Annotated in this window: 29 protein-coding genes and 3 pseudogenes; 16 read left to right on the top strand and 16 right to left on the bottom strand. The window is 74.6% G+C overall.

Annotated features, from left to right (window positions below; translation table 11 throughout):
- The first annotated feature begins 28 nt into the window (after positions 1 to 28).
- The 5 genes from ABD981_RS09990 to ABD981_RS10010 all read left to right on the top strand — a co-directional run bounded on the left by ABD981_RS09990 (position 29) and on the right by ABD981_RS10010 (position 3,356).
- The gene (locus tag ABD981_RS09990; protein WP_123954874.1) at positions 29 to 937 is read left to right on the top strand and encodes an RNA polymerase sigma factor; all 909 of its coding nucleotides are present in this window, start codon (positions 29 to 31) and stop codon (positions 935 to 937) included.
- Positions 934 to 1,995, top strand: a complete 1,062-nt coding sequence (locus ABD981_RS09995) for a CU044_5270 family protein (RefSeq protein WP_046910079.1) — start codon at positions 934 to 936, stop codon at positions 1,993 to 1,995. Before ABD981_RS09990 ends, ABD981_RS09995 begins: the two co-directional genes overlap by 4 nt.
- Positions 1,996 to 2,181: 186 nt before the next feature.
- Positions 2,182 to 2,346, top strand: coding sequence for a 50S ribosomal protein L33 (gene rpmG / locus ABD981_RS10000; RefSeq protein WP_046910080.1), 165 nt, complete (start codon positions 2,182 to 2,184; stop codon positions 2,344 to 2,346).
- Between the two features lie 2 nt (positions 2,347 to 2,348).
- On the top strand, positions 2,349 to 2,471 hold the full coding sequence (gene ykgO / locus ABD981_RS10005) for a type B 50S ribosomal protein L36 (RefSeq protein WP_046910081.1): 123 nt from the start codon (positions 2,349 to 2,351) through the stop codon (positions 2,469 to 2,471).
- Positions 2,472 to 2,558: 87 nt separating this feature from the next.
- Positions 2,559 to 3,356 carry an aminoglycoside adenylyltransferase family protein gene (locus ABD981_RS10010; protein WP_046910082.1) on the top strand — a complete coding sequence of 266 codons (798 nt, stop codon included), beginning with the start codon at positions 2,559 to 2,561 and terminating at the stop codon, positions 3,354 to 3,356.
- A 6-nt stretch (positions 3,357 to 3,362) separates the two neighbouring features.
- Here ABD981_RS10010 and ABD981_RS10015 read toward each other — a convergent pair whose 3' ends face one another.
- Both ABD981_RS10015 and ABD981_RS10020 read right to left on the bottom strand, forming a co-directional pair.
- A complete protein-coding gene (locus ABD981_RS10015; RefSeq protein ID WP_345528810.1) occupies positions 3,363 to 3,965 on the bottom strand; it encodes a GNAT family N-acetyltransferase in 603 nt (200 codons plus the stop codon).
- A 77-nt stretch (positions 3,966 to 4,042) separates the two neighbouring features.
- Positions 4,043 to 4,672 (bottom strand): TetR/AcrR family transcriptional regulator, encoded by a 630-nt coding sequence (locus ABD981_RS10020; protein ID WP_240495505.1) that lies wholly within the window; start codon positions 4,670 to 4,672, stop codon positions 4,043 to 4,045.
- Here ABD981_RS10020 and ABD981_RS10025 point away from each other — a divergent pair.
- Positions 4,637 to 5,164 (top strand): annotated as a pseudogene (locus tag ABD981_RS10025) (FAD-dependent oxidoreductase); the annotation flags it as partial. The gene ABD981_RS10020 and the pseudogene ABD981_RS10025 sit on opposite strands and share 36 nt — an antisense overlap.
- A 9-nt stretch (positions 5,165 to 5,173) precedes the next feature.
- Here ABD981_RS10025 and ABD981_RS10030 read toward each other — a convergent pair.
- On the bottom strand, positions 5,174 to 5,998 hold the full coding sequence (locus ABD981_RS10030) for a hypothetical protein (protein ID WP_046912493.1): 825 nt from the start codon (positions 5,996 to 5,998) through the stop codon (positions 5,174 to 5,176).
- 355 nt (positions 5,999 to 6,353) lie between these two features.
- Between ABD981_RS10030 and ABD981_RS38815 the strand changes: the two genes are divergently transcribed.
- Complete coding sequence (locus ABD981_RS38815; protein WP_046912495.1) at positions 6,354 to 7,541, top strand: chitosanase; 1,188 nt, start codon at positions 6,354 to 6,356, stop codon at positions 7,539 to 7,541.
- Here the strand turns inward: ABD981_RS38815 and ABD981_RS10045 are convergent.
- Both ABD981_RS10045 and ABD981_RS10050 read right to left on the bottom strand, forming a co-directional pair.
- On the bottom strand, positions 7,531 to 7,965 hold the full coding sequence (locus ABD981_RS10045; protein ID WP_345528814.1) for a hypothetical protein: 435 nt from the start codon (positions 7,963 to 7,965) through the stop codon (positions 7,531 to 7,533). The two genes, ABD981_RS38815 and ABD981_RS10045, sit on opposite strands and share 11 nt — an antisense overlap.
- A 40-nt stretch (positions 7,966 to 8,005) precedes the next feature.
- Positions 8,006 to 8,560, bottom strand: a complete 555-nt coding sequence (locus ABD981_RS10050) for a GNAT family N-acetyltransferase (protein ID WP_046907832.1) — start codon at positions 8,558 to 8,560, stop codon at positions 8,006 to 8,008.
- A 48-nt stretch (positions 8,561 to 8,608) separates the two neighbouring features.
- Here ABD981_RS10050 and ABD981_RS10055 point away from each other — a divergent pair, with 48 nt between their 5' ends.
- Entirely contained in the window at positions 8,609 to 9,226 is a 618-nt protein-coding gene (locus ABD981_RS10055; protein ID WP_123954479.1) for a TetR/AcrR family transcriptional regulator, read from the top strand.
- A 49-nt stretch (positions 9,227 to 9,275) separates the two neighbouring features.
- Here ABD981_RS10055 and ABD981_RS10060 read toward each other — a convergent pair whose 3' ends face one another.
- Positions 9,276 to 10,673 carry an NAD(P)/FAD-dependent oxidoreductase gene (locus ABD981_RS10060; RefSeq protein WP_165590935.1) on the bottom strand — a complete coding sequence of 466 codons (1,398 nt, stop codon included), beginning with the start codon at positions 10,671 to 10,673 and terminating at the stop codon, positions 9,276 to 9,278.
- Between the two features lie 157 nt (positions 10,674 to 10,830).
- Positions 10,831 to 13,083 (bottom strand): sulfatase family protein, encoded by a 2,253-nt coding sequence (locus tag ABD981_RS10065; RefSeq protein ID WP_046907830.1) that lies wholly within the window; start codon positions 13,081 to 13,083, stop codon positions 10,831 to 10,833.
- A gap of 411 nt (positions 13,084 to 13,494) precedes the next feature.
- Here ABD981_RS10065 and ABD981_RS10070 point away from each other — a divergent pair, with 411 nt between their 5' ends.
- Entirely contained in the window at positions 13,495 to 13,956 is a 462-nt protein-coding gene (locus ABD981_RS10070) for a hypothetical protein (protein ID WP_123954477.1), read from the top strand.
- Positions 13,957 to 14,062: 106 nt separating this feature from the next.
- Here the strand turns inward: ABD981_RS10070 and ABD981_RS10075 are convergent, their stop codons facing one another.
- On the bottom strand, positions 14,063 to 14,698 hold the full coding sequence (locus ABD981_RS10075; protein WP_240495219.1) for a CGNR zinc finger domain-containing protein: 636 nt from the start codon (positions 14,696 to 14,698) through the stop codon (positions 14,063 to 14,065).
- Positions 14,699 to 14,763: 65 nt separating this feature from the next.
- On the opposite strand from ABD981_RS10075, the gene ABD981_RS10080 reads away from it, so the two are divergent.
- A complete protein-coding gene (locus ABD981_RS10080; protein WP_046907827.1) occupies positions 14,764 to 16,026 on the top strand; it encodes an MFS transporter in 1,263 nt (420 codons plus the stop codon).
- 24 nt (positions 16,027 to 16,050) lie between these two features.
- On the opposite strand, the gene ABD981_RS10085 is transcribed toward ABD981_RS10080, so the two are convergent.
- On the bottom strand, positions 16,051 to 16,509 hold the full coding sequence (locus ABD981_RS10085) for a GNAT family N-acetyltransferase (RefSeq protein WP_046907826.1): 459 nt from the start codon (positions 16,507 to 16,509) through the stop codon (positions 16,051 to 16,053).
- Positions 16,510 to 16,648: 139 nt separating this feature from the next.
- Positions 16,649 to 16,969 (bottom strand): ArsR/SmtB family transcription factor, encoded by a 321-nt coding sequence (locus ABD981_RS10090; RefSeq protein ID WP_046907825.1) that lies wholly within the window; start codon positions 16,967 to 16,969, stop codon positions 16,649 to 16,651.
- 100 nt (positions 16,970 to 17,069) lie between these two features.
- Here ABD981_RS10090 and ABD981_RS10095 point away from each other — a divergent pair, with 100 nt between their 5' ends.
- Positions 17,070 to 17,420, top strand: coding sequence for a VOC family protein (locus ABD981_RS10095; protein ID WP_046907824.1), 351 nt, complete (start codon positions 17,070 to 17,072; stop codon positions 17,418 to 17,420).
- Between the two features lie 102 nt (positions 17,421 to 17,522).
- On the opposite strand, the gene ABD981_RS10100 is transcribed toward ABD981_RS10095, so the two are convergent.
- Together ABD981_RS10100 and ABD981_RS10105 are read right to left on the bottom strand one after the other, a co-directional pair.
- A complete protein-coding gene (locus ABD981_RS10100; RefSeq protein ID WP_046907823.1) occupies positions 17,523 to 17,723 on the bottom strand; it encodes a ferredoxin in 201 nt (66 codons plus the stop codon).
- Between the two features lie 14 nt (positions 17,724 to 17,737).
- Complete coding sequence (locus tag ABD981_RS10105; protein WP_046907822.1) at positions 17,738 to 18,928, bottom strand: cytochrome P450; 1,191 nt, start codon at positions 18,926 to 18,928, stop codon at positions 17,738 to 17,740.
- Positions 18,929 to 19,457: 529 nt separating this feature from the next.
- On the opposite strand from ABD981_RS10105, the gene ABD981_RS10110 reads away from it, so the two are divergent.
- The 3 genes and pseudogenes from ABD981_RS10110 to ABD981_RS10120 form a co-directional block, all read left to right on the top strand.
- The gene (locus ABD981_RS10110; protein WP_046907821.1) at positions 19,458 to 21,662 is read left to right on the top strand and encodes an RICIN domain-containing protein; all 2,205 of its coding nucleotides are present in this window, start codon (positions 19,458 to 19,460) and stop codon (positions 21,660 to 21,662) included.
- 55 nt (positions 21,663 to 21,717) lie between these two features.
- The gene (locus tag ABD981_RS10115; RefSeq protein ID WP_046907820.1) at positions 21,718 to 22,086 is read left to right on the top strand and encodes a VOC family protein; all 369 of its coding nucleotides are present in this window, start codon (positions 21,718 to 21,720) and stop codon (positions 22,084 to 22,086) included.
- 349 nt (positions 22,087 to 22,435) lie between these two features.
- A pseudogene (locus ABD981_RS10120) lies at positions 22,436 to 23,539 on the top strand (alginate lyase family protein); the annotation flags it as partial.
- 60 nt (positions 23,540 to 23,599) lie between these two features.
- Here ABD981_RS10120 and ABD981_RS10125 read toward each other — a convergent pair.
- The 4 genes and pseudogenes from ABD981_RS10125 to ABD981_RS10135 form a co-directional block, all read right to left on the bottom strand.
- Positions 23,600 to 23,887 carry a hypothetical protein gene (locus ABD981_RS10125; RefSeq protein ID WP_345528824.1) on the bottom strand — a complete coding sequence of 96 codons (288 nt, stop codon included), beginning with the start codon at positions 23,885 to 23,887 and terminating at the stop codon, positions 23,600 to 23,602.
- A 97-nt stretch (positions 23,888 to 23,984) separates the two neighbouring features.
- Positions 23,985 to 24,164 (bottom strand): annotated as a pseudogene (locus ABD981_RS38820) (HAAS signaling domain-containing protein); the annotation flags it as partial.
- Complete coding sequence (locus ABD981_RS10130) at positions 24,161 to 24,532, bottom strand: PadR family transcriptional regulator (RefSeq protein ID WP_046907819.1); 372 nt, start codon at positions 24,530 to 24,532, stop codon at positions 24,161 to 24,163. The gene ABD981_RS10130 and the pseudogene ABD981_RS38820, both read right to left, overlap by 4 nt.
- Positions 24,533 to 24,630: 98 nt before the next feature.
- Complete coding sequence (locus ABD981_RS10135) at positions 24,631 to 24,975, bottom strand: ArsR/SmtB family transcription factor (protein WP_046907863.1); 345 nt, start codon at positions 24,973 to 24,975, stop codon at positions 24,631 to 24,633.
- 910 nt (positions 24,976 to 25,885) lie between these two features.
- Here ABD981_RS10135 and ABD981_RS10140 point away from each other — a divergent pair.
- Complete coding sequence (locus ABD981_RS10140; RefSeq protein ID WP_345528827.1) at positions 25,886 to 26,125, top strand: hypothetical protein; 240 nt, start codon at positions 25,886 to 25,888, stop codon at positions 26,123 to 26,125.
- Positions 26,107 to 26,391: a hypothetical protein gene (locus ABD981_RS10145; RefSeq protein ID WP_345528829.1), complete on the top strand. Its 285-nt coding sequence runs from the start codon at positions 26,107 to 26,109 to the stop codon at positions 26,389 to 26,391. Before ABD981_RS10140 ends, ABD981_RS10145 begins: the two co-directional genes overlap by 19 nt.
- Positions 26,392 to 26,433: the final 42 nt, after the last annotated feature.

Below are 26,433 nucleotides of genomic sequence, written 5' to 3' on the forward strand. Positions count from 1 at the left end.
GTGCCCAGTACTCCATGTGGAATCACCTATGAGGAATCGTTTCCGTGCCGGGGACACCGCGGCGCTCGGCGAGGCGTACGACGAGCACGCGCAGGTCCTGTTCCGGTACGCGATGCGCGTCTGCGGCGACCGGGCGGCCGCCGAGGACGCCGTCTCCGCCACCTTCCTGGAGGCCTGGCGATGCCGCGAACGGCTGCGCCCCGACGGCGACGGCCTGCGCCCCTGGCTGCTCGGCATCGCGACCAACGTCCTGCGCAGCACCGCCCGCGAGGCCCGCCGCCGCGACACGGCCCTGGCCCGGCTCGCGGACCGCGGCGTCCTCCCGGACTTCGCCGACGACGTCGTCACCCGGCTGTACGACACGGAGCAACTGGACGCCGCCCGCGCCGCGCTGAAGCGCCTGCGCCGCCGCGACCGCGAGGTCTTCGCCCTCGTGGTGTGGGCCGGCCTCGACTACGCGGCGGCCGGCGAGGCGCTCGGCATCCCGGTCGGGACGGTCCGCTCCCGCCTCTCCCGGGCCCGCGACCGCCTGAGGGCACTGGCCGACGCGGAACTGAAGGCGGCACGGAAGGCCCGGCGGGGCGGCGTCGCCGCTGCGACGGCAGGCCCGGCGGCCGAGGGCGTCGGGGCCGCTCCGGTCGCGACGCCCTCGGCACCGTCGGCCGCCGGGCCTGCCGTCGCCGGCGCCGTCGCCCGGGAGCCCGCCTCCCTCCGCACCGCGGTGCGTGCGGGGCCCGACCCCGTCGGTGACGCGGTCGGGGAGGAGCCCGGCTCCGCCCGTACCGCCGCCGCCGGCACAGGTGACGCGGCAGTCGATCACCGCCCGGTCAAGCCCTCCGCGCCCGTCCCTCCCCTCCCGACCCCTGTCTCCTTCCCCACCGCCCCCGTACGCCATCCCGCCCTCGCGCGCCGACCCGCCCCGGAGAACTCGCTGTGAACATCCCCGCCGACGAAGCCCTCCGCGCCGAGCTCGCGGGTCTGCTGCCGCCCCCCGAGGTGCCGGACCTGCCGCCCCTGCGCCACCAGGCGCTCAAGCACCGGATCCTGAACGCGGCCGAAGGACGCGCCCCGTTCCGGTCCCGCCGCCGCGTCCCCCGCTTCGCCCTCCCGGCCATGGCCTGCACCGCGGTGGTGACCGCCGTCGCGCTGACCGTCGTCTCCGGCGAATCGCCCGTACCGCCCGCTCCCGCCCCGCACACCGGGGTCGCCGCGCCCGGATCCGGGCAGATCCTGACGCGGGCCGCGCTCGCGGCGGCGGCGAGCCCGCGGGCCGAGGCGCGCCCCGAGCAGTTCGTCTACATTGAGAGCCTGGTCGCGCACGCCGCCCGGAGCGCCGCGGGCGGCCCCGCCGCGCTGCCGCCGGCCCACCGCCGCCAGGTCTGGCTCTCCGCCGACGGCAGCCGCGAGGGCCTGCTGCGCGAACAGGGCGCTCCGGACAGCCCGCTCGGCGTCCGGGGTCCCGTCTACACGCTGGACCACCGGGGGGCCACGCCCCGCAAGGCGCCCGACGGCGGTCCGGCCGCCTCGGTCCTGGACCCGACCCACAGCTACGTCGCGTCCCTGCCGACCGACCCGGATGCGCTGCTGAGCCTCGTCTACGCCCAGACGCGGACCACGTCTCCCGGCACCGACCCGGACCAGCGTGCCTTCTCCGTCATCGGCTCGCTGCTCGCCGAGACCTGGGCGCCCCCGAAGGTGACGGCCGCGCTGTACGGGGCCGCGGCGCGGATCCCGGGAACCACCGTGCTGCCGTCGGCGAAGGACGCCGCCGGCCGCGAGGGCGTCGCCGTGGCCCGTACCGCCCACGGCGAACAGATCCAGTGGATCTTCGACCGGAAGAGCTCGGCCTTCCTCGGCCAGCGCACGGTGCTGGCCCGGGCGACGGACGCGGGACCGGCCGGCACGGTCCTGAGCAGCACCGCCGTCCTCGCCCGGGCGGTCACGGACCGGCCCGGGGAACGCCCGCTCGGGGCCTCGGCGGCACCGGGGGAGTGATCGCGTCGCCGCAGCCGTACCGGCTCCGCCGTGCCCACCGCACGGCGAGCGCGACGGGCGGCGCGCCCGCGTGATGAGAGGCGCCGGTCCGCGGGAATGCCGCGCCCGGGGTCTCTGTTGCACCGAGCGAAGCTGACATGCCCGACTCAAACGAACCCGGAGCCTGTCGGCCGGAAGGAGCACAGCATGGCCCGCACCACCCAGCGCCCGGTGGTCACCCTCCGGTCCACCGCCGGCACCGGCGTCACCTACGTGACCCGGAAGAACCGCCAGAACGACCCCGACCGCCTGGTCCTGCGCAAGTACGACCCGGTCGTGGCGGCACACGTCGAGTTCCGCGAGGTCCGCTGACGATGAAGGTACGCAACTCCCTCCACGCGCTGAAGTCGAAGCCCGGGGCCCAGGTCGTCCGCCGCCGCGGCAGGACCTACGTCATCAACAAGAAGGACCCCCGCTCCAAGGCCCGCCAGGGCTGACCCGTACCGGCCCCCGGCCGCGCCCCGCGCGGCCGGGGGCCGCCGTCGTCCGCGAAGCCCGCACGCGGTCGCGTCCCCGGAGGGAACATGTCCCAGACCGACGCCGTCGTCCGTCTCGTCCGCGCCGTCCTCGGCGACAACGCCGTCGGCGCGTGCCTGCACGGATCCGCCGTGCTCGGCGGGCTGCGGCCGCACAGCGACGTGGACGTGCTCGTCGTCGTCCGCCGGAGTCTCGGGCGGGACGAACGACGGGCGCTGGTCGACGGGTTGCTCGCGCGCTCCGGGGCACGGGCGTACGAGGGGCCCGCGCGCCCCGTCGAACTCCTCGTCGTGGTCGCCGACCGGGTGCGGCCCTGGCGCTACCCGCCCGTCTGCGACTTCCTCTACGGCGAGTGGCTGCGCGACGGCTACGAGCGCGGCGAACTGCCCGCGCCCGAACCGAGCCCGGATCTCGCCCCGCTGCTCACCATGGCCAGGGCCGGGGACGCCCCGCTGTTCGGCCCGCCGCCCACGGAGCTCCTCGACCCGGTGCCGCCCGCCGACCTCAGGGACGCGATCGTCGCCGGCATCCCCGGCCTGATGGCCGACCTGGACGGCGACACCCGCAACGTGCTGCTCACCCTCGCCCGCATCTGGAGCACGCTGGAGACCGGGCGGATCCGCGCGAAGGACGAGGCCGCCGACTGGGCCCTCGCCCGGCTCCCGGCCGGCCGGCGACCGGTGCTGGCCCACGCGCGGGCCGTGTACGCGGGCGACGCGGAGGAGGACTGGGCACCCCTGCTCCCCGCGGTCCGGCCGCACGCCGCCTACCTGCTGGAACGGATCCGGGAAGCCGGGGACGGCCCGCATCGGGAGGCCGCGGCGGACGGGGGACTCGGGCACTAGGCGGGCTCAGCCCCCGTCGCGGACGTGCAGGTGCATCGGCCGCGGCCGCCCCGGCGGGTCGGCCGGCAGTTCGCCCTCGGCGCGGAATCCTGCGGCGAGGGCGGTACGGCAGGAGGCCTCGTTGCCGACCGCGTGCAGCAGCTCCAGTCGGCGGCCCACGAACGGGCTGTCCGGAGCCTCGGAGGCCCACGCGGCGGCCAGGGCCAGCGCGCGGGAGGCGATCCCGCGCCCGCGCGCCGAGGCGGCCGTCCAGTACCCGACGCGCACGACACCCCCGGCGGCCGTCAGGGCGAGGTGCCCGACGGGCTCGCCCGCGGCACCGCCCGCGCCGTCCGCCGCGCCTCCGGCACCGCCCGCGCCGTCCGCCGCGCCTCCGGCACCGCCCGCGCCGTCCGCCGGGTCCGGAGCCTCGACCACCGCGAACGCGACCCGCGAACCGGCCGCCCGCCCCCGGTTCTGCTCCGCGATCCACGCGCGCGCCTGCTCCACCGAGTCGAGGTGGGTGGCGAGCCAGCGCCGCATCTGGGGGTCGCCGTGGTGCCGCACGAGGACCTCGGCGTCGCCCTCCTCCCACGGCCGCAGCGCCGGCACGGCCCGGGCCGCGCTCACGCCCGCCGCCCCTCGGCGGTCTGGACCCGGACGGCGCGCGGCGGCGGGCCGGGGCTCGTCAGGGCGCGGGCCGGGCGTCACGCCGGCGGCCGGGCGAGTTGCGCGGCGACCGCGTCGAGGACCCAGTCCAGGCCGGTCGCGAAGGACGTCCCGGCGTCCACGTCCGCGCCGTCGTGCACCGCCTTGCTCAGCGCCGGGAAGCGGCCGGTGGCCAGCATTCCCGTCAGGTGCGGGCCGGAGGCGCGCTGCCAGTCGTGCTTCGACAGGCCCGTGGCGCGCTCGGCCCGCAGGTTCGCGATCTCGCGCCTGATCGCGCCGGTGGAATAGGCGCCGACGGTCTCCATCGCGCGCAGGGCCGTGTCGATGTCGGTGACGCTCTCCAGGGCGGCCAGCGTGGCCTCGCCCGCCGCGAGGGCGTGGGGGCCCAGGGCCGGCCGGCCGCCGAGGAGGTCGGCCAGCCACTCGTGCCGGAGGGCGGCGTGCCGGGTGCGGTGGGCGAGGCCGCCCAGCGCCTCCCGCCAGTCACCGGGCGGCTCCTGGGGGCGGATCTCGGCGTAGACCTCGTCCACCATGAGGTCGAACAGCTCCTGCTTGGTGGAGATGTATCCGTACAGCCGCATCGGGCCCGCGTTCAGCCGGGCGGCGACCTTGCGCAACGACACCCCGCCCAGGCCGCCCTCGTCGGCCAGCGCGACGGCGGCGGCCACGTCAAGGTGTACGCCCAGTTCCGCGCCCCGCTGGACTGGCACGCGGACCTGGACCCGGCCGACGCCGAAGCCGTGCGGGCACACCTGCTGGCGCTGTTCGACGGCTGGGCCGAGCCCGTCCTCGACCTCCTCCGCCACGGCGCCGCCTTCGTCCACCGCCCGCTCCACGTCCTGCCCGTGTCCCACTCGTGGACCCACGTCCCCGGGGTGACGCTCCTGGGCGACGCCGCCCACCTGATGCCCCCGCTGGGGGCGGGCGCGAACCTCGCGATGCTGGAAGGCGCCGAACTCGCCGAGTCCGTCGCCACCGTCGCCGCGACCGCCGCCGAGACCGGCCCGGGAGCTCTGGACGAGGCCGTCCGCGCCTTCGAGGAACGGATGTGGGAACGGGCCGGCCGGTGGGCGGAGATCACGACGGCCGGCCTGGAGCGCCTCGTGAGCCCGGACCCCGCCGAAGCCCTGGCCGTCTTCGACGAGGTCCATCCGTCCTGAGCCGGAGCGTCAGCGCCGCTCGGCCAGCACCGCTTCCAGGCGTGCGAGGTGCCGGGCGTCGGCGTCCCTGCGGGCGGCGGCGAAGCGCCGGTCGACGACGAGCACGGGGAGCAGCCACAGCGCGCCCCAGAGGCTGAACGAGTCCACGGCCCCGGTCTCGACGAGGACCCGGTTGGTGACGAAGCAGAGCACCACGGAGACCGCCCAGGCGGCGGAGCGGTAGCGGCCGAGGAGCCGTACGGGCGCGTTCCAGGGACCGGACAGGGCCTCCAGGGTCGCGGTGCGGACGGCGGCCGCGCGGTCGACGGGATCCGCCTGCCCGGCGGCCGGAGCCCCCTCGGGGCCACCGCGCCGCAGGTCCTCGGCGAGCAGCCGGGCCTGCGCCTCCGTGTCCCGCGCGGCGACGGTCCTGACGGCCGCCTGCATGCGGATGTCGTCCCAGTAGCCGCGCCGTGCCCACCGCTCGGCCGCGGCGAGCTGTCCGGCCTCGGCGGACTCCGGGGCCAGCTCCTTCAGCCGCTGGGAGAGCCGGACGGCCCGTGCGGCGCGTCCGGGGTGCTCGAAGGAGTCGGCGCGCAGGCAGAGTTCTGCGTACCCGGCGAGGAGCCCGAGGTGGTCGGCGTCGAGCGCGAGGCCGGCCCGGAACGCCTCCTCCGCGCGGTCGTCGTGGTCGTCGTCGTCCTCGACGGCGTGTCCGAGCGCCAGCCAGCAGTACAGGTCGGCCTGTGGGCCGAGTTCATCGAGTCCTTCCTGCGCCGCTCGCCGCACGGCCGCGTTCCCTCCGGCGTGGAACAGCTGCTCGCAGCGGTCCTCGTAGGTCTCCACGGTGGTCATGTCTGCCCCTCTTCCTGTCGCCCCCCCTGGGGCCGGGCAAGTGTGCGGTGCACGGTTTTCCCAGGTCAAGCGTCCGGCCGTGAGGACTCCCAGAGGACTCCGAAGCGCCGGCCGCCCGCGTCTGACCCGGGGTGGGTCCGGATACCCGCGGGTCGCCTCCAACTCCCTTTCCCGTTCGCCCTCTTGCGCCCCCGGAGGTCGCCCCCTACTCTCGCCTCACCGAAAGTTAGGAACCTTTCCTATCAGTCTTCGGCCCGACGGACCGTCCGAAAGACCGTCCGAAAGACCGTCCGAAAGATCGCCTGGAAGATGGAGTGACATGCCCCCCACGATCAACGCACTCCGGCGCCGTCGCATGGCCGCGCTCGTCGCCGCCGCGGCCACCGGTGTCCTGCTCCCCGCGGTGTCCGGCCTCACGTCCGCCACCGCCGCCGCCGGCAACCTCGCCCAGGGCCGCCCGGTCACCACCTCGTCCGCCGAGAGCAGCTCGCTCGGCGGCGCCAAGGCCGTCGACGGTTCCGCCTCCACCCGCTGGGCCAGCGCCGAAGGCGTGGACAACCAGTGGATACGGGTCGACCTCGGCCCGTCGACCGCGGTGAAGCGCGTCGTCCTCAAGTGGGAGGCCGCCTACGCCAAGGCGTACCGCGTCGAGCTGTCCGACGACGGTTCCACCTGGCGCCAGATCTACGCCACGACCTCCGGCGACGGCGGCACCGACGATCTCACCGTCAACGGCACCGGCCGCTACCTGCGGGTCTTCGGCACCCAGCGGGCCACGACGTACGGCTACTCGCTCTGGGAGGTCGAGGCCTACGGCACCGGCACCACCCCGCCGACCAACGGCACCAACCTCGACGACCCCCGCAAGAAGGAGGTCGCCATGAAGCTGGTCTCCTCCTTCGAGAACTCCTCCCTCGACTGGCGGGCCCAGTTCGCCTACATCGAGGACATCGACGACGGGCGCGGCTACACCGCCGGCATCATCGGCTTCTGCTCCGGCACCGGCGACATGCTCGACCTGGTCGAGCGCTACACGGCCAAGAAGCCCTCGAACCCGCTCGCCCCCTACCTCAACGCGCTGCGCGCCGTGAACGGGACCGACTCCCACCAGGGCCTGGACCCGGGCTTCCCGAACGCCTGGCGCCAGGCCGCCCAGGACTCCGTGTTCCAGCAGACCCAGGAGGAGGAGCGCGACCGCGTCTACTTCAACCCCGCGGTCTCCCAGGCCAAGCAGGACGGCCTGCGCGCGCTCGGCCAGTTCGCCTACTACGACTCCGCCGTGATGCACGGCGAGGACGGCTTCCGCAGCATCCGCTCGGTCGCCCTCTCCCGCGCCCTCCCGCCCTCCAAGGGCGGTGACGAGAAGGCGTACCTGAAGGCCTTCCTCGACGCCCGCGAGGAGGAGATGCGCAAGGAGGAGGCGCACAGCGACACCACCCGGGTCAGCACGGCCCAGCGCCGCTTCCTCAACGAGGGCAACCTCGACCTCAACACCCCGCTGTACTGGAGCGTCTACGGCGAGGCCTTCTCCCTCACCAGCTGATCCCTCCACGGGCGTACGGGGCGGCGCGCGCGAGCCGCCCCGCACGGCCCCAGGGCGCAGCCGCGGTCTCCCGCCAGGCCGCGGCCCGGGTCACCCGCCAGGCCGCGGCCCGGGTCACCCGCCAGGCCGCGGCCCGGGTCACCCGCCAGGCCGCGGCCCGGGTCACCCGCCAGGCCGCGGCCCGGGTCACCCGGCAGGCCGCAGCCACGGCCCCGATCACCCGCCAGGCCGCGGCCCGGGTCACCCGGCAGGCCGCAGCCACGGCCCCGATCACCCGCCAGGCCGCGGCCCGGGTCACCCGGCAGGCCGCAGCCACGGCCCCGATCACCCGCCAGGCCGCGGCCCGGGTCACCCGGCAGGCCGCAGCCACGGCCCCGATCACCCGCCAGGCCGCGGCCCGGGTCACCCGGCAGGCCGCAGCCACGGCCCCGATCACCGACCGGGCCGCGTCGCCGCGGCCCCGGTCACAGCCCCCGGTGGGCCCGCCACTCCGGTGCCAGTACCGCCCAGACCTGCTTGTCGTGCCGCGTCCCGTCGTACGCCCAGGTCTCGCGCGCCACGCCCTCCAGGGTCATCCCGAGCCGCTTCGCCACCGCCGCGCTGCGCTCGTTGTCGGCCCGGCAGTGCCATTCGGCGCGGTGCGCGCCTCGCTCGACGAGCGCGTAGTCCAGCAGGATGCCGCAGGCCCGCGTGATCAGGCCCTTGCCCTCCGCCGCGGGCTCCAGCCAGCAGCCGACCTCGCAGGACTCCGCCGCCGCGGAGAAGTCCGTGAACATCACGCCGCCGACCAGCGTGCCGTCGAGCCATATGCCGAAGAGGCGCGCGCCGTCCGCGGCCTGGCGCTCGGCGTAGCGGCGGAGCGTGCCCCGCGCGGCCTCGACGCCGGTCGTGACGAAGGCCGCGCCGACCCACGGCCGGATGTGCTCGCGCGCCCGGTCCATGTGGGCGGCGAACTCCTCGGCGTGCCGGAGCTCCAGCGGACGGAGCGTGGCGCCGTCCCGCAGCGGGAGGGAGAACATGGTGACCCCATTCACACAACAAGCGTTACGGTTATGTACCGTAGCAGCATGGCACGTACCAAGGGCGACCACGAAGCCCGCCGCCGCGACGTCTCGGAAGCGGTCTGGCGGGTCCTCGCCGCGCATGGCTTCGACGGCCTGACCCTGCGCGCCGTCGCCACCGAGCTCGGCGCCACCACCGGCCTGCTCACCCACTACTTCCCGGCCAAGCGCGACCTGGTGGCGCACGCCCTCGAGCTCCTCGAACAGCGCACCGACGCCCGCCCCCGGCGCACCCCGGGCCAGGGCCTGGCCGCCCTGCGGAGCGTCCTGCTCGACATCCTTCCGCTGACCCCCGACGCCACCGCGAGCAACCGGATCTGGGTCTCCTCCTGGGACACCGCCCTCGCCGACCCGGCCCTCACCGAGGACTACGCGGGGAAGTACGGCCGCAGCCGCGACCGGCTGGCCGAACGCGTCGCCGCCGCCCAGGCCCTCGGCGAACTGCCCCCCGGCGACCCGGCGGGCATCGCCGCCGGCGCCCAGTCCTTCGTCCTCGGCCTCGTCGTACAGGCACTCTTCGCCCCCGCGGAGTTCACGCCCGAGCGGCAGATCCAGCTGCTCGACACCTACCTGGCCGGCCTCGCCGCACCCCGCGGCACGACCCCGGCCGCGCCCCTCCCGTAAGGACGCCGGTACGGGAGGAGTCCGGCTCCGAGCACGTCCCGCCGGGCGCTCAGCGCCCGCCCGCCGGCCTCGAGAAGGCCGTGGCCAGCACCTTGGCCGCCACGGCCGGATGGAACAGCACGGCGGGCGACGCCGTCATGTTGACCACCCGCACGAAACGCGACCACACGGCCGCGTCCTTCACCGCCACCCGGAACAGCCGGCCGTTGTACCAGTGCGCGAAGCGCGCGCCCGCCGGCTGCCGCCGCGGATTCCACATCAGGTCCGAGTTGGTCGACAGCGTCCACGGGGTGAGCACCAGCCGCCCGACCCGCCGCTGGAACTCCCGGGCCGCCCCGTCGAGCGCCCGCCCCGCCGCCCGCCGCCGCGCGAGCATCCCGCCCAGCAGGTCGGCCTCCATCGCCGCCACCGTGAGCCCCTGCCCGTACACCGGGTTGAAGACGCACACCGCGTCCCCCACCGCGAGGAGCCGGTCGGGCCAGTCCTTCACCAGGTGGTACGGCCGCCAGCGGTTGTCGACATTGGTGTAGCGGTACGTGGGTTCCTGCACGCTGCGCCGCTTGAGCCGATCCGCCAGATGCGGGTTGTCCAGGGTGCGGGCGAACTCCAGGTACCCGGCGTCGTCCGTCGGCGGCTGCTGCTGGAAGCCGAACAGCGAGCACGTCCACCGGCCGCCCTCCACGGCCAGCAGCACCCCGGCGCGCGCGACCTGCGGCGCGAACAGCATCTGGTAGGCGACGAAGTAGTCCGGGTGCCCCTCCTCGGGCCGGTCGAAGTTCATCGAGGTGTACGTGACCTTCGCCTTCACCGTGCGCATCTCGGGCACCGTCACGCCCAGGTCGCCCAGCCACGTCTCCAGGGAACTGGACCGGCCCGAGGCGTCGACGACCAGATCGGCCGCCAGCTCGGCCCCCGCTCCCGCCAGCTCGGCCCCCGCTCCCGTGCCCCTGCCCGCTTCCTCGCCGTCGATCCGGCGGTACGCCACCCCGCTCACCCGGCCGCGCCCGTCGCGCAGCAGACCCGTGCACGAGGTCCCGGACATCAGCGTGACCTGCGGCAGCGCGAGCACCCTGCGCCGCAGCCGCCGCTCGAGACCGTCGCGGGTGAAGGTCTGGATCTCGACGCCCGTGCGGGTGCGCGGCGCGGTGCCGGCCGGCAGCAGGAAGTCGATGCCCTCCCCGTAGTCGAAGACCGGCGCCCCGGCCTCGCCCAGCTCCTCGCGCAGCCCGGGGAACAGTTTCTCCAGGACCTCGCCGCCCTTGGCCAGCATCGCGTGCGCGTGATGGCCCTGCGGCGCCCCCGGGTGGCTGCCGGTGTCCGCGTCGACCCGGTCCCGTTCGAGCACGACGACCTCGTCGAAGAAGTCGGCCAGGACCCGCGCGGTCACGAGCCCCGCGTAGCTCCCGCCGACGACCGCCGCCCTGCCCCACCGCTGATGCTTCGTCATGCGGACCAGCATGCTCAGGGCGGCCCGCCGGCCTCTACGGCACACAGCCGACGCCGACCGGCGTGAAGGATCACACCGGGCGCACGCTCCCCGCACGCGTGCCGGGACCGACGCGCCGTGCGCTCCCCTCGGACCGGCGCGGCCCGGACCTCCGCCCTCAGACCACCGTCACCCGGGCCAGTGCCCAGGAGGTGTGGTCGAACGACGTGCGGTTGTCGGCGTCCTCCACGACCAGGCGCAGCACCCGCACCCCGCGGACGTCCACGTCGACCGGGACGGGTCCGGTCGCGGCCGTCAGCGTCGGCGTGGTCAGCAGCAGCCGGTCGTCGCCGTACACCTTCGCCCGGGTCGCGCCGAGCGTGCTCTGCCTCGCCGAGAAGTCGTCGATGCCGACGAGGGCGGTGAACCGGTCCCCGGCGCCGCCGAGGTGGTAGGCGAGCTCGCTGTACGCGTGCGTGCCGAGGCCCTTGGCGTACGGGGTGCCGCCGAAGGCGATCGGCGTGCCGTCCCCGGCCGCGTTCCTGCCGTTGGAGCTGTCGCGCTCGACCGGACCCCAGCCGTTGACCGCGGAGATCCAGGGCAGGTCGGAGAGGTACGCGTCGGCCGTCGGCGGGGGCGGCGGAGTCGGTACGGTCCCGTCGGCGGCGTACCGCACCGGCCCGCCGGGCGCGAGCGCGTCGCCCTCGGCGGTGAGCGTCCAGGCGGTCGCGGGGGCCGTCCCGGCGGGCGGGGTGACCTGCCAGGCGGCGGTGAGCCGGGCGCCCGCGGCCAGCTGGGCGGCGGTGGTCGCCGAGGTGGGCGTCACGGTCCAGCCGACGGGCGCGCGCAGCGTCAGCGCCGCCGTGCTCCACGGCCGGGCCGAACCGTTGGCGAGCGTGGCGGAGACGGCGAAGGGCCGTCCGGGAACGGCCATTCCGGGAAGGGCGAGCGTGGTGCCGAACGCCCTGCGGGGGTAGCCGTCCCGCCAGGAGGAGCGCATCAGGGCGACCAGCTCGTCCGCCTTGGACGGCTGGGACCCGGACAGGTCCTTCGTCTCGCCGGGGTCCACGGCCAGGTCGTAGAGCTCGACCTGCCACTGCGCGTCGGGCAGCGTGTGGTCGCGGACGGGGGCGAAGCGGACGGCCTTGTAGTTCTCCTTGCGCAGGCCCTCGGCCAGCCATGTGGCGCGCTGCGTGTCCTGCGCGTTGGCGCGGCTGGTGACGCCGCTCTCGTCGCGGAACCAGTAGAGGTGGTCGTGGCGGGCGGGCGCGGCGCCGCCCGTGAGCAGCGTGGCGACCGACAGGCCGTCGACGTCGGAGGGCGCGGGCGCCCCGGCGAGGTCGGCGAGGGTGGGCAGCAGGTCGGTGAGCGAGGTGGGGCGGTCGCTCGTGCCGGGCCGCACCCGCCCCGGGCCCCAGGCGATGAGCGGGACGCGGACGCCGCCCTCGTAGAGGTTGCGCTTGTAGCCGCGCAGCGGCCCGTTGGCGTCGAACAGGTCGGGGTTGACGCCGCCCTCCTCGTGGGGCCCGTTGTCACTGGTGACCAGCAGGACCGTGTCGCCGTCGAGGCCGAGGGCGCGCAGCCGGTCGACGACGTCGCCGACGAGGGTGTCGAAGAGGGTCACCTGAGCGGCGTGGCCCTTGTTGGCGGCGCTCCAGCCCGTCCCGGCGTACTCGCCGGTGTCGGGTACGTCGCTGGGGGCGTGGGGGACGGTCGGGGTGAGCAGCAGCAGGAAGGGTTCGGCCGCGTGCCGGTCGAGGAAGTCGAGGGCGCGCTGCCGGATCAGGTCGGGCGCGTACACCGCGCGGGCGCCGCCCGCGTTGGCAGGGATCGGCTCCTTGGCGCCGTTGTGCCACAGATACGCGGGGTAGTACTGGTGGGCGTGCCCGTGGTCGATGTAGCCGTAGAACTCCTCGAAGCCCCGGGCGTTGGGGTGGCTGGCCTGACCGGCGGCCTCCGGCCCGAAGCCCCACTTCCCGATGACGCCGGTGCGATAGCCGCGGGCCCGCAGCAGCTGGGCGAACGTGGTGTCGGCGGCGGTCAGCGCCCCCTGCGCGCCCGAGGGGTTGGCGCGCACGGTGGCGTGCCCGGTGTGCAGGCCGGTGAGCAGCGAGCAGCGGGACGGCGCGCAGACGGCCGCCGTGGAGTACGAGTCGGTGAACCGCAGTCCCTCCGCGGCCAGCCGGTCGATCCGGGGCGTGCGGATCAGCCGCTGCCCGTACGCGCCGAGCTCGCCGTAGCCCAGGTCGTCGGCGAGCACCACGACCAGGTTCGGCGGCCGGTCCGGGCCGCCGGCGGCACCTGCCGCCCCAGCGGACCCCGGTCCGGGGGAGTCGGCCGTGGCGGCGGCGGGGGAGAGGGCCGGGGGCAGGCCGCTCAGCCCGGCCGTGGCGGCGGCCGACCCGGCGAGGAAAAGGCGGCGACTGGGCATGCGGCGACTCCTTGGGGGGAAGGCTGGGGCGGGCCTGCCCCGTACGCGGCCCCGGCGGGCCCGCCCGTACGGGGTAGCGCCGATCATGGGACGCGGCCGCCCGTCGATCCATGCACGGGGCATGAAGATCGTGTGTCACCGGACCCCGCCCCGGGGCCGGCCGCGGACGCTCCTGCGGACCCCCTCGGAATCGGCCGACCGGACGACCTCGGCTCCGGATGTCGGGCCCCGGATGTGAACCTCCGCCCCCTTCGGGGTAAAACCATGACCAACACCCCTCTCATTCGAACGGACACGCGCGCGTTGAGCATGCTTCCCGGATCACGTGTCCCAGGCAGAACCTGGACCATCCGACTCACCGGCCACCCGGACCACTCCGCCACGGTCAGCTGCACGACGGAGGGCTGCCGCATGCCCGCGCGGTCGAAGGACGTCGCGGCCCTGCGCGCCTTCGCCGCCGAGCACGCCCGCGCCCACGCCCGCCTCGCCACCCCGAGGCCGAACGCCGCGTGCGCGTGCGGGGCGAGCGCCTGCCGCCACCACACGGCGCGTGCCACCTGCACCGGGACGACGCTGCTCGTCCTGATCCACAACCCGGCCGTCGCCGAGGTCTGGACGCTCGCCGAGATCTGCCAGGCCTGCGCCCCCCTCATCACGCACGCCACGGTCCTCGCGGGCGGGCGGACCGTGGCCGCCCAGTCCGGCCCCGGCCCCCGCGCCGCCGCCGCGGCCCCCGCGGGTCCGCCGCCCGTGGCGGTCGGCTTCTCGTCGCCGGGCGCCGCCGGGGGAGAGGCCCCGACCCCGCCCTCGGGCCGTCGCCGCACCGGACGCGGCAAGCCCCGGGGCAACCGTTCGGGCCGCCGCCCGTTCTGACGGGCGGTCCCGGCCGGGGCACCGGGCGGGACCCGACGACGGCGGGCGGGAACGAGACGGCCCCGGCCCGCCGCGGCAGCCGCCGGCACCCCCTCGCCCGAGTGCCTCACGCCGGTCCGGACGCCGACTCCGGGGCCGGTGCCTCTTCCGGTTCCGGCGCGCCCTTCCGCGCCCGGAACGCCGCCGCCTTGGTGCGGTTCTGGCAGGCGGTCGAGCAGAACTGGCGGGCGGCGTTGCGCGAGGTGTCGACGTAGACGCGGTCGCAGCGGCCTGCGCGGCAGACGCCCAGCCGGCCGACGAGGCTGCCGCCCACCGCCAGCGCGAGCGCGGTGGCGCAGGCGGCGGTGCTGCCCGCGGCGAAGGACTCGTCGCCGCCGTGGAAGTGCAGCTGCCAGGGCCCGTCCCCGCGCCGGTCCAGGTGCGGCCGGGCGCCGCTGTCCAGCAGCAGGCCGTTCACCGTCGCGGCGGCCGCGTCCAGGTCCCCGTCCTGCACGGCCTGGAACACCGCGCGCATGCGCTCCGCCGCCGAGACCAGGTAGTCCGCCTCTGCGGCGTCCATGGTGCGCGGGAGCGAGGACGAGGCGCGCGGCACCGCTGCTTCGACGGCCTCGGCCAGTCCGGCGCCGCTCGGCGCCGGGTAGTCGCGGCCGCGCGCCTCGCCGTCCGTCAACGTGTTCACGAGCGCGACCGCCTGATCCAGCAGCACCGCCACGTGACTGTCGAACATCACTTGACCAGTCACCCCTTCGATGGTCTGATACGTGACTGACGTTACTGGATTCGACGGTTACGTGAGGGGTGCCGGCGATGCCGAGGATCGTGTGGTTGCTGGTGGTCGCGCGGGCGATCAACCGGCTCGGGGCCTTCTCCCTGCCCTTCCTGACCGTCCTGATCAGCGACGACTTCGGCGCGAGCGTGACCACGGCCGGGCTGCTCTCGGCCGCGTTCGGCCTGGCGACGATCCCCTCGCGGCTGGCCGGCGGCCGCCTCGCGGGAATCCTGGGGCGCCGCCGCACCATCGTGCTCGGCCTCACCGGCTGCGCCGTCGCGCAACTGGCCATCGCCGCCGCCGGTTCGCTCGTCCAGGTCGCGATCTTCGCGATCCTCCTCGGACTCGCCTTCGAGCTGTACGAGCCCCCGAGCCAGGCGATGATCGCGGATGCCGTCGGTCCGGCCGAACGGGTCCGCGCGTTCAGCCTCCTCAACGCCGCGCTGGCCGTCGCCGGCACCGGCGCCGGCCTCATCGCGGCGGCCGTGGGCCGCTGGGACCTGCGCTGGCTCTTCGTCGTCGACGCGCTGACCTGCCTCGCCTGCGCCGTGGCACTGCGCCTCGCGCTGCCCGCCGACCACCCGGGCCGCCGCCCGGCCGCAGCCGCCCCGGGGAGCGGCACCGGCGGCGTCGACGCCGCCGCCGAGGGCCGCGGTGGACCGGTGCGCCCCTGGCGGGACCGGGCGCTGTGGGCGATGTTCGGGTGCGGCACCGTCTTCGCACTGGTGGCCATGCAGGTCGTGATGGGGCTGCCGCTGACCCTCGCCCGCCGCGGGCTCGAACCCGCCGACGCGGGGCTGCTGTTCACCGCCTCGGCCGTCACCGTCGTCGCGGCCCAGCCCGCCCTGCGGCTGCGCCGGATCGCCGCGCTGTCCGACCCGGCGGCCCTGGCCCTCGGCTATGCGCTGATGGCTCTCGGCCTGGCCGGATACGCCCTTGCGTCGTCGCTGCCGGCCTTCCTCGTCGGTACGGGGCTGTGGAGCCTGGGCGAGGTGTTCGTCCTGGGCCGGGTGTTCGGCGTCGTGGCGGCACTGGCCCCGCCCCACGGCTCGGACCGCTACCTCGCCGCGTACGGCATCAGCTGGGGCGTCGCGACGACCGCCGCCCCGATCACCGCCACCCAGCTCCTCGACCGCTTCGGCGCGACGACCCTCTGGGCCTGCACCGCGGCCCTCTGCCTCGCCCTCGCCGCCGCGCAACCGCTGCTGGTCGCCCCCCTGCTCGGCCGGCACCGCCCGCCCGGCCCGCTCCCGGAGGCCGCGCCCGGCGCGCCCCGGCTCAGGGGCGCGCGGGCGGACTGAGGGCGGGGGCGCGTGGTCCCCGGGTCAGGAACCCGGCGTCATGTCGTACGTGACCCACATCGTCCGCGTCGCCACCTGGTCGTACTTCGCGCGGGCGCGGTGGTTGTCGTCGGCGGTGATCCAGCGCACGACGCTCCAGCCGCGCTCGGCGGCGAGCTCGCGCAGGGCCGCGAGCAGCGCGTCGGCGGCACCGGACCCGCGGCTCTCCGGGGCGACGAACAGGTCGTCCAGGAAGCAGCCCGTCGTGGCCGAGAGCGGCCGAGCGAAGGGCCGGTAGTGCGCGAGCCCGACGAGCCGCCCGTCGAAGTCCTCGGCGACCAGGGCGTTCACCTCGTGCCCGGCGTCGCCGATCCACGACCAGACCCGCTCGGCGGCCTCCTCGGTCTGCTCGACCCGGTAGAACTCGGCGTAGCCGCGGTACAGGGCACGCCACTGCGCGAAGTCCTCGGGGGTGACGGCACGGACCTTGATGTCGGCTGACATGGACTCACACACTTTCTCGCTCTTGCCGGGGAAGCGGGTGCCGCGGGCACCGCACGGAATCGATCATGCGGGCCGGGCGGCGGCACCACGCCTGACATCGCGTCCAAAAGCTGCGCCCGCCGCGCACCGGGATGGACAGTTACCGGCCGGAACCGCTCGCCGCGATCTCGTCGAGGACGGCCCTGAGGAGCAGGGGGAAACGGGCGTCGAGCTCCGCGCGGCGCAGTGTGACCAGACGGGTCTTCCCGCTGACGCGCACGGTGATGGCGCCGGCCTCGCGCAGGATGCGCCAGTGGTTGGACAGGGTCGAGCGCGGGACGGTGAGCCCCTCGGGACTGCAGGTGGTCTCGCCTTCCGCGGCGAGGCGCCGGACGAGTTCGAGCCGTACCGGATCGCCGAGGGCGTGCATCACGGTGGCCAGATCGAAGTCCTCCGGCTGGGGCTGGGGCAGGGCGCGCACGGTTCCTCTTCCGCTGGTGATGTGCCTAGTATGGCGCCCGGTTCGACAGTTCGGGAAAGTCGAATTGATCTTGAGGAACCGCTCGATCTCGGGGGTTGTCATGAAGGCACTGAACACACTGGCCCGCCTGTACGTCGACGACGTCGACCGCGCCCTGCCCGCCCTGCGCGCGCTGACCGGCGAGGAGGTCGGGCTGAGGTTCCCGTACGCCGGGGTCGAGGTGGCCGCCATCGGCGGGTTCCTGCTGGTCGCGGGGACGGACGAGGCCCTCGCCCCGTTCCGTGCCGTCCAGAGCACGGTGCTGGTCGACGATCTCGACGGGCTGGCGGAACTCCTCGCGACCCACGGCGGGGAGATCGTCTCCGGCCCCAACCAGGTGCCCACCGGCCGCAACGCGATGGTCCGGCACCCCGGGGGCGTCGTCCTGGAGTACGTCCAGCACTCCGCGTAGCAGCGACCGGACGGCCGCCCGGCAGCGACCGGACGGCCGCCCGGCACGCCCCTCCTCTCCTGCTCCTCCCCGCCTTCCCCGGCCTCCTCGCCCCGCCTGCTCCTACCCCTCCCGCTCCTCGACCGTGATCGCCTGGACCGGGCACGCGCGGGCGGCCTCGCGGACCAGCGGCCCCTGGGCTCCGTCCTCGCGGCCCGGGACGACCGTGCCGAAGCCGTCGTCGTCCTGGGTGAAGAAGTCCGGTGAGGTCAGGGCGCACTGTCCGGCGCCGATGCAGAGGTCCCCGTCGATCGAGATGCGCATCCGTGCGGGTCCTTTCACCACGTGACGGGGAGTTCGAGCATCCCCTGGATCGTGTCGCCCGGCTTGAACGGGATCTCCTCGGCGGGCACCGCGAGCCGCAGGCCCGGCAGTCGCCGCAGCAGCGTCCCGAGGGCGATCTCCATCTCCGCGCGGGCCAGGTTCTGCCCCAGGCACTGGTGGATTCCGAAGCCGAACGCCAGGTGGTGACGGGCCGGGCGGTCCCAGTCCAGCGAGTCGGCGTCGGCGTAGGCCGTGGCGTCCCGGTTGATGACGGAGGTGGAGAAGACCACCCCCTCGCCCGCGCGGATCACCGTGCCGCCGATCTCCACGTCCTCGCGCGCCACCCGCAGCAGTCCGTCCGCGATCGACAGGAACCGCAGCAGCTCCTCCACGGCCGCCGGCACGAGACCGGGGTCGGCCTTGAGTTCGGCCAGCCGCTCCGGATGGCGCAGCAGCGTGTACGTACCGAGCGAGATCATGTTCGCGGTGGTCTCGTGCCCCGCGACCAGCAGGATCGTCGCGAGCTGCACCAGCTCCTCGCGGTCCGGCCCGCCCTCCCGGAGCTGCCGGGCCACCAGATCGTCCAGCACCCCCTCGCCGGGCTTGTCCCGCTTCCGCTCGATCAGGTCGCCGAGGTACCCCTCCAGCTGTGCCAGCGCCTCCTCGGTGTCCGCTCCCGTCGGGCCGCGCAGCAGCCTCCGGGACTGCGCCTCGAAGAAGTCGTGGTCCTCGTACGGAACGCCCAGCAGATCGCAGATCACGATCGAGGGCACCGGCAGCGCGAACGCGCTCACCAGCTCGGCCGGCGGGCCCGCCGCCTCCATCGCGTCGAGGAGTCCGTCCACGGTCGCCTGGATGCGGGGGCGCAGCCGCTCGGCGCGCTTGAGCGTGAAACTGGGGATCAGCATCCGGCGCTGGACGTTGTGCTCGGGATCGTCCCAGCCCAGGAGCGCGGCCCGCCGGGACCTGCGCAGGGTCGCGGCCCGCTCGGTGGGCAGGGGGAAGTCCGGCCGGGTGGAGTCGGTGGACAGGCGCGGATCGGAGAGCAGCGCCCGGGCGGTCGCATGTCCGGTCACGGCCCACACCGAGCGCCCGTCCCAGAGCGTCACCCGCGACAGCGGGCGCTCCTCGCGCAACGGGTCGTAGGCGGTGGGCGGGTGGTAGGGGCAGGTCCGGTCCTGCGGGAACGCAACGGCTTCCGTCATGGGGGGCCTCGCAAGGGCGAATCGGTGGCTCTGACGTGGGTTGCCGTCTCCACTACATGCCTCAGGCACCTATCTGGTCTACGCACAGTTCGGCCAATCCACCGGAACGGGATCGTCCATCCTGCGGCCGGTGGCGGGCATGAGAAGAGCCCGGCCTCGTACACGGGGGAGGTACGGGGCCGGGCCTGAGACCACAGTACCGCCGAATCTCCGCTTCGTGGTGCGATGGCGGCAAATCGCCCCCCGGCTTCCGGAATCCGACGCCCTGGCCGGGAGCCCCGCCGGGGAGCTCAGTCGTCAAGACTTCACGCCAGGAGCGGCCGGAATTCAACTCTGAGGCCGGTTGGGCGAGTTGTGCGTTCAGGATGTGAACGCAGGAGGTCTTGACGCCGGCCCGTCCCGGCAGTTCACTCACGCCTCAGCTCCTCCTCGGACCACCGGCCCCACACGCTCCTCCGAGAAAGGCCCCCCACCCATGCCCCTCGCCGTACCCATAGCAGTGCCAGTGCCAGTGCCAGTGCCCGCGCCCATGTCCGCCGCCCCGTCTCCCCGGCGCCGCCGCGTCGGCACCGCCCTCGCCCTGGCTGCCCTGCTGTGCTCCGCACTCGTGGCGCTCACACCCCGTACCGCCTCCGCGGCGCAGACCGCCGCGCTCCCCACCGGTTGGGCGACCGTGGTCAACGCCGGCAGCGGCAAGTGCCTGGACGCCCGGGCCGCCGCCACCGTCGACGGCACCGCCGTGCAGCAGTACGCGTGCAACGGCACCGCCGCCCAGCAGTGGATCCTCACCCCGACCTCGGACGGCTACGTACGGATCGGGAACCGCAACGACTCCGCCCAGGTCGTCGACGTCAGCGACGTCTCCACCGCCGACAACGCCGCCGTCCACCTGTGGGGCTACGGCGGCGGCCTCAACCAGCAGTGGCGGGCCGTCGACGACGGGGGAGGGGCGTACCGCCTCGTCAACCGCAACAGCGGGAAGTGCCTCGACGTGCCCGCCGCCTCCACGGCCGACGGCGTCCAGCTCGTGCAGTACACCTGCAACGGAACGGCCGCCCAGCGCTTCCAGGTGACCGCGGCCGACACCCCGCCCGGTGACGTCGACCTCGGACCCAACGTCGTCGTGTTCGACCCGTCGATGCCCTCCGCCACCATCCAGGGCCGCCTCGACGCCATCTTCCGGGGCCAGGAGAAGAACCAGTTCGGCGGGCAGCGGTACGCGGTGCTGTTCAAGCCGGGCAGCTATGCCAACGATGTCAACGTCGGCTTCTACACCCAGGTCCTCGGCCTCGGACAGTCGCCGGACGCCGTGACGATCAACGGCGCGGTCCACGTCGAGGCGGACTGGTTCCCGCCGCAGAACGCCACGCAGAACTTCTGGCGCGGTGCCGAGAACCTCTCGGTCACCCCCACCGGCGGCACCGACCGCTGGGCCGTCTCGCAGGCCTCCGCCTACCGCCGCATGCACGTCCGCGGCAACCTGGAGCTCAGTGACGGCGGCTGGTCCAGCGGCGGCTTCCTCGCCGACACCAAGGTCGACGGCCAGGTCCGCTCCGGCACGCAGCAGCAGTGGCTCACCCGCAACGCCCAACTCGGCGGCTGGACGGGATCCAACTGGAACATGGTCTTCGTCGGCAGCCAGGGCGTCCCCGGCACCACCTTCCCCGACCCGCCGTACACGACCGTCGACCGCACCCCCGTCGTCCGTGAGAAGCCGTTCCTGTACGTCGACGGCGCCGGCGCCTACAAGGTCTTCGTGCCCGCCGCGCGGACCGACTCCACCGCGACCGGCTGGGCCGCGGGCACCCCGGCCGGCAGCTCGCTCGGCCTGGACACGTTCTTCGTCGTGAAGCCGGGCGCGAGCGCGGCACAGATCAACAGCGCGCTCGCCGCGGGCAGGAACCTGCTCGTGACGCCCGGCGTCCACCACCTCGACCAGACCCTGCGGATCACCCGTCCCGACACCGTGGTCCTCGGCCTCGGCCTCGCCACCTTCGTGCCCGACGGCGGCATCACGGCCATGACCGTCGCCGACGTCGACGGCGTGAAGCTGGCGGGCGTCCTCTTCGACGCCGGACCGGTGAACTCGCCGACCCTGCTGGAGGTCGGCCCGGCCGGCTCCGCCGCGTCGCACGCGGCGAACCCCACCTCGCTGCACGACGTCTACTTCCGCGTCGGCGGCGCGGCCGTCGGCAAGGCGACCACCAGCCTCGTCGTCAACAGCGACCACGTCATCGGCGACCACATGTGGATCTGGCGCGCGGACCACGGCACCGGTGTCGGCTGGAACACCAACACCGCCGACACCGGGCTCGTCGTCAACGGCGACGACGTGACGATGTACGGCCTGTTCGTCGAGCACTACCAGAAGCACCAGACGATCTGGAACGGCAACGGCGGCCGGACGTACTTCTACCAGAACGAGATGCCCTACGACCCGCCCGGCCAGGCGGCCTGGATGAACGGCTCCACCCAGGGCTACGCCGCCTACAAGGTCGCGAACTCCGTCACCAGCCACCAGGCCTACGGCTTGGGCAGCTACTGCTACTTCAACGTCGACCCGGGCGTCACGGCGGACCACGCCTTCGAGGCGCCGAACACCCCGGGGGTCCGCTTCCGGGACATGGTCACCGTCTCCCTCGGCGGCACCGGCACCATCCGCCACGTCGTCAACGACCGCGGCGGTCCCTCCAACGCGAGCACCAACGTCGCCAACCTGGTGAACTACCCCTGAGGGCAACGCTTCTAGGGTGGTGGGCCGAGCAACCGTCGACCGCCCCGGAGGCGCCATGTCCCCGCTGATGAAGCTGAGCGCGATCACCCTGGACTGTCCCGACCCGCTGGCCCTGGCGGCCTTCTACCGGGAGGTCACCGGCCTCGAGGCCCACCCGAAGTCGGACGCGGAGTTCGCGAGCCTCGTCCCGGAGGGCGGACCGACGATCGGCTTCCAGCGGGTGGACGACTACCGGGCCCCGACCTGGCCCGACCAGGTCGTCCCGCAGCAGCTGCACCTCTGCTTCGACGTCGCCGATCTGGAGGAGGCGGAGGCGCGGCTGCTGGAGCTGGGCGCGGGGAAGCCGGACCCGCAGCCGAACGAGGAGCGGTGGCGGGTCCTCACCGACCCGGCCGGGCACCCGTTCTGCATCATCGCGGGCTGAAGGGTGATCGAGTGCGATGTTCATGCACATGAACATCGCACCCGGCTCTCCCTGCTCCCGCCGACGCGGCGATGTCGCCCGTCTCCCAGGCCAGTTCGTCCGTGACGGTTGACGGCACTGGTTCAGACCTTTACTTTCGCAGCGCGAGAACACGACCGGAGTTCACATACTCGAACTGGAGTCGCGATGCGAAGCCACCCCCACGCCGGCCCTCACGCCCAAGCCCGAGCCCGCACCGGCGCCCGCACCCCCTCCCGGCGCCGTCCCCGCCTCCGCCGGGCCCTCGTCCCCGCCCTGCTGCTGTCCGTCCCTCGCCGCCGTCCTCACCGGACTGCCCTCCGCGGACCGGGCCGAGGCGGCGCCCGCCTCCTTCGTCCACCCCGGAGTCCTGGTCTCCCGCGGGCAGCTCGACTTCACCCGCGAGAAGGTCCAGGCCGGCGCCCAGCCCTGGAAGGGCGCCTACGACCAGATGACGGCGAGCAAGTACGCCTCCCTCACCCGTACGCCCAAGCCGCGATCCGTCGTCGAGTGCGGCTCCTACTCCAACCCCAACTACGGCTGCACCGACGAGCGCGAGGACGCCCTCGCCGCGTACACGCTCTCCCTGGCCTGGTACGTGAGCGGGGACGGCCGCTACGCCCGGAAGGCGATCGAGATCATGGACGCCTGGTCGGCGGTCATCACCGACCACACCAACTCCAACGCCCCGCTCCAGACCGGCTGGGCCGGCTCCTCCTGGCCCCGGGCGGCGGAGATCATCCGCTACACGTACACCGGCTGGCCGCAGGACCGCGTCGACCGCTTCAAGACCATGCTCCGCACCGTCTACCTCCCCGAGGTCGCCAACGGCTCGCAGTCGAACGGCAACTGGGAGCTGAGCATGACCGAGGCGGCCATCGGCATCGCGGTCTTCCTGGAGGACCGGGCCGCGTACGACAAGGCCGTCACGAAGTTCCGCGGGCGCGTCCCCGCCTACATCTACCTCACCACCGACGGCAGCCTCCCGAAGACCGCGCCCGGCAGCGGCCTCGACACCCGCGACGAGATCGTCCGCTACTGGCAGGGGCAGACCACCTTCGTCGACGGCCTCACCCAGGAGACCTGCCGGGACCTCACCCACACCGGATACGGACTGTCGGCCATCTCCCACATCGCCGAGACCAGCCGCATCCAGGGCCAGGACCTCTACCCCGAGGTCGCCGACCGGCTGCGCCACGCGCTCGGCCTCCAGTCGCGCTACGAGCGGGGCGAGACCCCGCCGAGCTGGCTGTGCGGCGGCACCCTCAAGGACCACCTCGGCCCCGTCACCGAGGTCGGCTTCAACGCCCTGCACCAGCGCATGGGATACGCGATGTCCCAGACCCAGGCGCTGACCGAGCAGGGCCGTCCGGCCGGATCCAACAACCTCTTCGTCGCCTGGGAGACCCTCACCCACGCGGCCAACCCCCGCTGACCGGAAGCGCGTCGGCCCCCGCGCGACCCGAAGGGTCCCGCGGGGGCCGACGCGGGTGACTCAGCGGCGCACGGCCCGCAGCAGGGCGACGGCGCCGACCACGGGCACGACCAGCGAGAAGCCGGCGATGAGCAGCAGCTCCACCGGTCCGATCCGGGAACCGGCCAGGGCCAGCGCGCCGACGACCACGACGAAGGGGACGGCCGCGCAGGTGACCGTCCCGATCACCTTGTGGCGGCTGCCCCACTGCGGGGAGGCCCACAGCAGCGCCAGGCCGACGATCATGGCCGCCGTGCCGAGGAACGGGCTGAACAGCGCCAGCAGGCCCGCCAGTGCCAGCAGGCCCACGGTGAGGCGGGTGCGTGCGGGACGGACCTCCGGGGCCGCCGGAACCGCCGCCGCGGCGTGCGGCTCCTCGGCCAGGGCGGAGGCCCGCGACCGTACGGGGGTCGCCCAGGGCGGCCAGGACCTCGCGGACCCGGTCGTCCGCCTCGGCGCCGCTGACCTCGATGTGCTCGCGGAGGTCGGCGAGCAGCTCGGCCCGCCGCTCGGCGGGGAGTCCGGCGGTCTCGCGGGCGACGCTGTCGAGATAGGCGGTCACCAGCGGGTGGTCGATGGCGTTCATGCGGATTCCCCCTGCGGGTCGTTGAGAAAGTGGTCGACGGCGTCCCGGAACGACGGCCACGCCTGCGTGAACTCGGTGAGGGCCGCACGGCCGAGGCCCGTGAGCGTGTAGTAGCGGCGCGGCGGCCCGCTGGGGGATTCGCGCAGCTCGGTGTCGACGAGCCCCTCGCGGCGCAGCCTCGACAGCAGGGGGTAGATCGTGCCCTGACTGGTGGTCATGACGCTGACCGCGGAGAGTTCGGTGAGCAGCTCGACGCCGTACCTCGGCCCGTCCCTGAGCAGTGCGAGGACGCAGTGCTCCAGCACCCCCTTGCGGAGCTGGCTGGGGACCCTGCCTCCCGCCTCGTTCTTTGCGTTACCAGGAACCATGCAATGCAAGATAGTGCGGCCGCACGTCCTTCCGCAAGGCGGGGCGGCTGGCACGACTGCCCGCCCGCCCGGCCGGCCGCGCGGTCCGCGCGGGTGGGTCAGTCGCGCGGGCGGGCCGTCGACGCCCGCAGGTCGGCGAGGAGTTCGGCCTGACCGGCCAGCACGCCGGAGAGGATCGAGCGGGCGACCGCGAGCAGGTCCGCGACCTCCGGGTCCACCAGGGAGTAGTGCACGGTCGCCCCGTCACGCCGGGCGACGACCAGATTGGCCCGGCGCAGCACCGCGAGCTGCTGGGAGAGGTGCGCCGGCTCGACACCGACCTCGGGCAGCATCTCCGCCACCGCGTGCTCGCGCTCGCTGAGCAGCTCCAGCACGCGGATCCGCACCGGATGCCCCAGCGTCTTGAAGAACTCGGCCTTCAGTCGGTACAGCGGCGCACTCACCCGCGCCACCCCCGCCGCGCCCGAGCCGTGCACCGTGTCCGTCGTGCTCTCATCGCCATGGCTCCATCCTCGCGCCCGGACGCCGACAGGACGACATCGGGAACTTCCGCGACGGGCCGTGCGTCGAGTTCGCCGGCCGGGTCCGGGCAGAGGTGGGCGTACCCTCCACTGACCAGGCGCATCGCGAGACGCGCGCTCATCACGGGGGACGGCACATGACATACCGGCGCGCGGCGATACCGGCACTGGTCGGGGGACTTCTGCTCACGGCCCTTCTCTGGTGGGCGGGTGCGAGCGCCGACGCGCTCCACCTGCCGGGCAGCGGAAGCGTCCTCGGCGGACAGGCCGTCACCGAACTCGAACGCTGGCTCGCCCCTTGGGCGTACGACCCGCCGGCCGCGCTCCGGCCGGGCGCCGGGACGTACGACGGGACCGGCGACGCGGCCGTCACCGACGGCGGGCGCTACCTCTCGCTCCACACCACCGCCCTGCAGATCCGCTTCTGCGCGGTCTTCGCCTTCTTCGTGCCCGGAGCCCTGTTCCTCGTCCGCCGGCTGCCGCCGGTGCACGGACGGATGCCCGCCGCCCTGCTCACGCTCTGGGCCTGGGGGATGGTGGCGGGGACCCTCGCGGTGGGCGTCTCCACCCCGTGGCTGATCGCCGCGGGGGGGCCACGGCAGTTACCGCTTCCTGCCGCAGCTCGCCGGCCTGATCTCCTCCGGCCGCCAGATGCTCGTGGTGACCGCCCTCGTCGCGGCGACCGTGACCGCCCTCGTCGCCCGCGCTCGACCGCCCAGGGCGCCGGCCCCCTCCCGCGCACACCCCCGTCCCGGCCCGCCCCGCGCGCCTGGCCGCCACCGCCGGGACGGCCGCCGTCGGATTCTCGCTGCTGGTCCTCTCGTACGAGACGGTGGCCGCCGCCATCCAGACGCTGCCGTCCCCCGGCGGCCTCCTCGACGAACCGGGCGACCTCCTGCGCCAGTGGCTGCTCCTCGGCGCCGTGACGAACCCCGCCGGCGCGCCCCTGGGGGACTGGCTCCTCTACCGCGCCGTCGACGTGCTGGTCCTCGTCCTCGTCTGGTGGGCCCTGCGCCTGCTGCCCGGCTGCTCACCCGGGTCACCGTCCCGGCGATGGCGGCGGGCGCGGTGAGCGCGACGGTGCTGGGACTGCTGGTGAGCCAGGTGCTGAGGATCGCGCTGGACGCCCAGGGCATGCGGTACGGGCTGCTGTACGCCTCCGGCAACCTCGGCAACGGCGTGCCGGCCGCGCTGACCTGGGGCGTCGTGGCGGGGCTGGTGGCGACGGCGACGCTGCGGGCGGCGACGAGCGGGGAGGAGCCCGCGCAGCCCGCGGAGTCGTCCGAGGCGGGTGGGTTCCCCGAGCCCGCGTCCGCGACGCCCCCGGTCGAGCCGTGACCCCGGACCGACTACCTCCCGAGCCAGCCGCGCAGCAGCCTG

Source organism: Streptomyces showdoensis (assembly GCF_039535475.1).
In the GTDB taxonomy this organism is placed as follows: Bacteria; Actinomycetota; Actinomycetes; order Streptomycetales; family Streptomycetaceae; genus Streptomyces; species Streptomyces showdoensis.